The organism is Agrobacterium pusense, assembly GCF_900102105.1.
GTDB lineage: Bacteria > Pseudomonadota > Alphaproteobacteria > Rhizobiales > Rhizobiaceae > Agrobacterium > Agrobacterium pusense.
In genome coordinates this window covers 25,614-31,613 of record NZ_FNBB01000021.1, presented here as the reverse complement: position 1 = coordinate 31,613, position 6,000 = coordinate 25,614, and the positions used below count along the sequence as shown (strand labels likewise).

The following is a 6,000-nucleotide window of genomic DNA, read 5'->3' as shown; positions in this document are numbered from 1 at the left end:
CAGACCAGGGCCAATGTTCCTGGAAATTTGGAAAGCAAGCAGATGGGACAAAAACCGCCTGTCGGATGAGGCGCTGAAGCAACGCTCAGACGGTGAGGTCGCTGCGGCCGAGCAACGCCTACCGGTCCTCGTCGAGACCAGGAATGTCGTCAGGAGCTTTCGCCATCTGCTGCACCGCAAGTCTAAGGATGATCTGGATCGACCGGCAGCAAGACCTTTGGTTCCGTTATCCTCGAAAGGGCATCGGGTCAGAGTGCAATAATTCAGTCTGACTGAGGAACAGGGAGTGCAGCCGACAGTTAGACGTGAATTGGAGGAACACGTTGATGAATAATTCCCGATGGGTTAGCCCCGTAACGATTTTAAGCACAGAAGGTGGGCGACAAACCGTCTACGGCCCTTTTGATGCTCTCATTTTCCTATTGGATGAATGGCCGGACAAAAGAGGCCCCGCTTACGTACGTGCAAGGAGCGCTTGCCGTGCCGCACTCGCTGGACGTCAAGGCGCAGACTGGGCTCGCGACATGTTCTTGCAGGCGGCTCAGGAAGCGCAGATTGTGCAGCGTCAAAAGGACGAAACATTATCTTTCGGGCCGTCTTCAAGGGGAGGTAGAGCAAATTTCTCTCCGAAAGAAGGCTCGAGGATAACCGATAGAGCTAATTATAATCACCCAGGCTAGTCGCTTGCGCTTGATCGTGGGCGAGCTGTAGGGGCGATCGCGGTCTGCGACGCGTGGGGCCAACGGCGCCCCGGGGGGTGGTCGACCGAAACGCGTGTTGTGGTTCACGCTGGCTAGTGGCAAGGGCACATTCCGGCGTGGCCGTGATCGAGCAAGTGGCCATTCCTCTCGTGCGGGACTTTCATTTTAACAATAGCCCGGCGGTCATGCTTCGCTGACAGAGAGCCTCGTCCTCGGGTGCGAAATTCTTGATTCTGAGGCTCCATCTGCGCATGCGCCCGGATTATGCGATGTGCGGGCATCCGATCATCATCACGACAATGTTGAGAAGCGCGCAAGCCTGTCGCGGTGGTTAGCTGCCGGAATGATTGCCGCTTTGCCCCAGACCAATCGCAGGTGTGGGCGCGCTCCATGCCCGGAACATGCGGCAGTAGGCGTCAGACGTTAGGCTCATTCAACCGGACAAGCGCTTCATCGCCGACGCCGGCACGTATTCTCACAACGGGTTGCGGTAGCCGAACAGGTTGGATTGCGCAAGGCCCTCGGCGCTACGCTGTGTTTTGTCGGTAAAACACAAAAAACGGATGTTCAACAAAGCGCAAGCCTTCAATCTCACCGGCGTGGTATGTGCTTCCGGACAAGACATCCGTGTAAACGCCGCGCAAGGTGGACGGCAAGCTATCGCGCATTGCTAGATCATTTGCCTTGATTTGCTCGTTTCCGAGGAGTTGTTGCAGACCGAGGCGTGGGATCATGACGATAACGGCCTGGTTGCTGTGGGTCCTCGCATACGACACTATTGATGGAGATCCATCAAAAAGGGGCGCATAGTTGCCCCTGCGGAACAGGTCAGGGTGACGGCGCCGCAACTCCAATATGCGACAAATGACGCGTTGTTTGGTCACCCCGTTGCGCATCTCATCTTCAAAGCTAAAATCGATAGCCGCGCTCTCCTCAAGACGTGAGTAAAATTGCTTGAAGGGCGTTTCTCGACGGTTGTCTGGATCAACGAGGCTGAGATCAAGGCTCTCGCTGCCCTGATATATATCTGGGACGCCAGGCGCCGTCAGCTTGATGATCGTCTGGCTGAGGGAATTGCGCAGGCCCGCCATAACGAATGGCTGGATGGAATGGACAAAGTCATTCAGAAAGACGCTGTTCTCAGGCGCAAAGAGATTTGACGCATAGGCGAGTACGGCTCTTTCATAGGCGTCGTTATTGTCGCCCCAGTTGGTTCGCAACTTGGCTTCACGCAGAGATTTTTCGACGTAAACAAGAAACCTCGCCTCTAGTGCGTCCAACTCCGGTCCTGTCGGTACCCCGGGCTCGGCAGGCCACACGCCGACAAGAGCCTGGTAAAGCATCCACTGCACCGAGGGCTCCGGCGCAGGACCATCGTCCAGTTCCGCGATCACGGTTCGGTTGGTGTCGCACCATCGCGCAACATTGGCCGCCCAGATTTCAGGTGCTTCACTGAGCGTCGACAGCCGCGCGCGCGCGTCTTCTCCGCGTTTGGTGTCGTGGGTCGAAGTGCTCGACAATCCGTCCGGTTGGCGCTTGAGGCGATCCGCCATCGCCTCGTGAAATCGCCAAAGAGAAAACGGGCGTGGCAGCGGATCCGCCCCCACCTCATTGAGCGCGAGTGCCATGTGCTGGCGGAAAAAAAGTGTGTCTTCGATCGACTTTGCCATCAACGGCCCAGTCAGTTGCTGGAAACGGACGCGGAATTCACCCGCAAGGAAAGCCGCCGCATCACAAACGGATCCTTTGAGAATGCTGATTATGAAAGCGAGCGCTGTCTCGCCGGGTGCAGTTAGATGAACACGGGCACTATCGGTAATCGCGCCGAGCAGCGCCTCGTCCTCGCCAGAAAGTCGCTCGCGTGTTCCATAGGTTCGGTAGACCTGAAAGGCGACGAGAAGCTCTCGAAATGCTGTTTCGAGGTCGGAAAGGCTGAGATCCTTACCTTCCTTCTGCGCCACTGTCATCGCCAGCTGTAACAAGGTCGAAAATTCGCCCTCGAAATTGTGATTTATCATCAGGAGCTTTGCAGCACGAACCTCGCCGTGCAAGTCGGTTTTTTGACCGCAGAAAGCATCATAGGCTCCACGCAGCATCTCTAGTTTACCGCTGTCGACAAGGACGTTCGAAAGTGCGGCAATGAATTCATATCCGGTTGTGCCGGAGACAGGCCAGTCGTTCGGAAGATGCTCGCCGTCTGCCAGGATTTTTTCCACGATAAGGTAGCAGTCCTGCCCAACCTTCAGCCGAAGTCGGTCGAGATAGGCTTTCGGATCGGCCAGCCCATCCACGTGGTCAATTCGCAAGCCGTCGACAGCACCACTACGCACGAGTTCAAGTATAAGTTGATGCGTGGCGTCGAAGACGGCATCATCCTCTACGCGAACTCCTACCAGGCCGGTGATTTCAAAAAACCGGCGATAGGAGAGGTTGTGGCGGGCCGTGCGCCAGGACGTCAGCTGATAGGGCTGACGGTCATGAAGCGCTGCAATCTCGGTTTTGTTGAGAGAGTGGCTGGTGGCAGGCAACCGATCTTCACGGGTCTCCGGCGCGATAGGGTAGTAGCTGTCATGATGGGCGAAAGCCGGCTTTCCGGTTGTTGGATCAGCGGTAATCGAAACGTTGCCGGCCTGTAACTCGTGTTCAAAGGATTCCCCCAGGAATGGCAATGTCAGGCGGCGTGACCAGTCGATGTCGAAAATGCGAGCGTAGGGACTATGAATCCCATTCTTGATGACATCATACCACCACGGATTATCGAGCGATGCGGCCATGTGGTTTGGCACGATGTCCAGAATGAGCCCAAGACCTTCATTTTTGAGTGCGGCGACCATCCGGTCAAAGCCATCACGGCCGCCTATCGCTGGATCGATTTCGTTCGGATTGGTCACGTCATAGCCATGGGTCGAGCCCGGTGCTGCGGTGAAGATCGGCGATGCATAAAGATGGCTGATGCCGAGCCGCCTCCAATAGGGTGCAAGCGCAGCTGCGCGATCAAAGGTCATACCGTTGCGGAATTGTAGCCGATAGGTTGCTGTGGGAATTGTCATTATACTGCTTCCGTGGCGAGGCGAACCAAGATTGAGTTTTTTCGCAGGGCGGCTTGCTCTTCTGGCCATGCGAAAATCGCGTCTCCGGGCTGATCCGGCAGCGGCCTTGTTTCATCGCCAAGATTGACGGCGATCGAAAGCGCGCCGGCAGAAAACCTCCAGGTGACCGCAATACATCCGTCGCCTGCCTCCACAACTCTGCCAGCGCGGCCATTATCTCCTCGAAGAAGAGGCACGATCTTTATCCGTCTCAGTAAAAGCAGCTTGCCCGAGAGCGTTAACCAATCTTCCCCCGCCTCGGATTGGGCCTTGCTCCAATCCAGTTTTGACGTCTCGAACGTGGTGCGATCGTTGGGGTCGGGAACAGTCTCGCTTTTGTAACCGGAATGGCCGTCAAACTCGCTTCTTCGACCCTCGCGGACTGTGTTTGCGAGATCATCACGGAAATCGGTAAAGAACAGGAACGGGTTGGACTCGCCGAATTCTTCTCCCATGAACAGAAGAGGAATGTGTGGCGAAAGTAGAAGTAGAGCCATCAGAACCTTGGCGCGATCGCTGCCTACAAGTGTAATCAGCCGTTCCCCGTGGGCCCGGTTGCCCACCTGGTCGTGGTTCTGGATGAAATCCACAAATGCGGAGCTCGGTTGGCCGTCGCTTCTGACGCCACGTGGTCTGCCGGTTTGGGGTGAAGTTTCACCTTGGTAGGCGAACCCTTCCGCGAGCGCCCGGGCCACAAGCTTTTCAGGTGCCGCCGCGAAATCCTGATAGTAAGCGTCGCTTTCCCCTGTCACAAGCGCATGAACCGCATTGTGGAAGTCATCATTCCATTCTGCGGTGAACAGAGGAATACTTCCGTCTGTGGCTCTCTCATGCAGGGAGATGATGTTGCGACTGTCCTCGGTCGTAAGGTGAATAGCACGATCGGTGATCTCGCGCCGAATGCGTTCAGCTATCTCCACCAAAATGTGTTTTGCGGAATTGTCCTCAATCTGGTCAATCGCGTCAAATCGAAGGCCATCAAGCTTGAATTCGTGCAGCCAATAAAGAGGGGCATCGGAAATGTATCGCCTCACGGCGTCGACGTCATAGGCTATCCCATCGCCCCAAGGGGTTTTTCGATCCTTGTCGAAGAAACCCGGAGCCAGCAGGGGGAGGTAGTTCCCCTGCGGTCCGAAATGATTAAGAACGATGTCGAGCACGACGGATATGCCAAAACCATGCGCTTCATCGATAAAGGCTTTGAAATCATCCGGCCTGCCATATGCGGCGTGGGGAGCATAAAGCAGAGTGCCATCGTAGCCCCAGCCGTGGTTGCCGCCGAAGTGGGAAACCGGCATAACCTCAATCATGGTAATTCCGAGCTGCGCAAGATGAGGGAGTTTCCCAACCGCGGCCTCGAACGTCCCCTCCGGCGTGAAGGTTCCGACGTGCATCTCGTAAATTACCGTCTCCTCCCACGGACGTCCCTTCCAGCTGATATTTCGCCAAGTGTAGCGATCCGGATCGGTGACGAGCGATGGTCCATCGACATCGTCCTTCTGCGCCCGCGAAGCGGGGTCGGGCACCCGTTGTCCGTCAGTCAGGACAAAGCAATATTCGGTTCCTGCCACAGCGTCTGGACATGTGATCTCGAACCACCCGTGCTCGTCGCGTGCCATGCATCGTAAAGCCGTGCCGTCGTCGAGGTATAATTCATTTTGCCCAGGTGCCCAGGTTCGAAAAGTGACACCCCCCGATGGAGAGCGTCGTACGCCCCAAGCCGGTGATTTTGTGACATTGGAGCGATTGTGTTGCTTTGACCGCATGGTTCCCCCGTCAGGATTGAGCGGGGCAAAACCGGCGGCGTCGATAACGGTTCCCGTCCGGCAGCATTAAAGTCCAAGCCGTGACAGCGTGCAGTGCATGGGCTTGAAAAAATCGCGGAGCTCAGAGGATCGAAGAGATTTCATCTTCCGGATGTCCAGTTAAAAATCCAGTTGCCGCCCACCAAGCCTCCTGGGAAACGATCAGCGCTTCTTCGACATTATTGGTTTGTCGCGTGATGGACCAAGGGGGAGGCCGGTGGACTGAGCCCCAACCTCTTGCTATGCGATCAACCTCGTGACGCACCGCTTACTGTCGCGGAGTTACAGATATGGCGCTGAGCGATAGACCGGCATGCAATAGCTCATTTTTCGCGAAATTATGAGTTATAGAAAGCGGTGAGTCTCTGTCCACTCGAGCGTTGGTTTTGTTGTTAAAATGACTTG

General features: G+C 55.9%; 4 protein-coding genes. 2 read left to right on the top strand and 2 right to left on the bottom strand.

Annotated features, from left to right (window positions below):
* Both BLU28_RS26530 and BLU28_RS25545 read left to right on the top strand, forming a co-directional pair.
* Positions 1 to 262, top strand: a 262-nt coding sequence (locus BLU28_RS26530) for a hypothetical protein (protein ID WP_210184486.1), incomplete at its 5' end; no start/stop codon positions are given.
* 64 nt (positions 263 to 326) lie between these two features.
* Positions 327 to 680 carry a DUF982 domain-containing protein gene (locus tag BLU28_RS25545; RefSeq protein ID WP_077986075.1) on the top strand — a complete coding sequence of 118 codons (354 nt, stop codon included), beginning with the start codon at positions 327 to 329 and terminating at the stop codon, positions 678 to 680.
* 548 nt (positions 681 to 1,228) lie between these two features.
* Here BLU28_RS25545 and treY read toward each other — a convergent pair.
* Complete coding sequence (treY, locus tag BLU28_RS25540) at positions 1,229 to 3,751, bottom strand: malto-oligosyltrehalose synthase (RefSeq protein WP_077986074.1); 2,523 nt, start codon at positions 3,749 to 3,751, stop codon at positions 1,229 to 1,231.
* The gene (gene treZ, locus BLU28_RS25535) at positions 3,751 to 5,556 is read right to left on the bottom strand and encodes a malto-oligosyltrehalose trehalohydrolase (protein ID WP_077986073.1); all 1,806 of its coding nucleotides are present in this window, start codon (positions 5,554 to 5,556) and stop codon (positions 3,751 to 3,753) included. The genes treY and treZ overlap by 1 nt, the downstream gene beginning before the upstream one ends.
* Between the last annotated feature and the right edge of the window lie 444 nt (positions 5,557 to 6,000).

Bases quoted from the DNA above. Each gene is read 5' to 3' on its own strand.
- treY (WP_077986074.1), bottom strand. From the start codon at position 3,751: ATGACAATTCCCACAGCAACCTATCGGCTACAATTCCGCAACGGTATG.
- treZ (WP_077986073.1), bottom strand. From the start codon at position 5,556: ATGCGGTCAAAGCAACACAATCGCTCCAATGTCACAAAATCACCGGCT.
- BLU28_RS25545 (WP_077986075.1), top strand. From the start codon at position 327: ATGAATAATTCCCGATGGGTTAGCCCCGTAACGATTTTAAGCACAGAA.